We start from the raw sequence: 353 nt of genomic DNA on the forward strand, positions 1-353 counted from the left end.
AACTTGGTTTGGGCATTCTGCTTTTTTACTTAGTATCGATAATAAAAAGATACTCATAGATCCAATGCTAGGCCGCATTGCTTCACCCGTTTCCTTTGTAGGACCTACACGCTACAGTGAAGATATGTTGGATATTATTGAGGATATGCCGCCAATTGATGCAGTCTTTATAACTCATGATCATTATGATCACTTAGATTATCCATCCATCCGGAAGCTAAAAAGCAAGGCTGGTCATTTCTTTGTTCCTTACGGTGTAAGTAATCATTTGATCCGATGGGGTGTCGAAAAAGAAAAAATTACAGAACACAACTGGTGGGAGGAGACTTCATTCCAAGGTTTAAACATTGCGT

General features: G+C 39.1%; 1 protein-coding gene. It reads left to right on the forward strand.

What is annotated here, in order from left to right:
* On the forward strand, positions 1-353 hold a 353-nt coding region (locus V7659_RS29875), incomplete at both ends, for an MBL fold metallo-hydrolase (protein WP_420491791.1).

It is taken from the genome of Neobacillus drentensis, from assembly GCF_036966985.1.
Classification (GTDB): Bacteria; Bacillota; Bacilli; order Bacillales; family Cytobacillaceae; genus Neobacillus; species Neobacillus drentensis_E.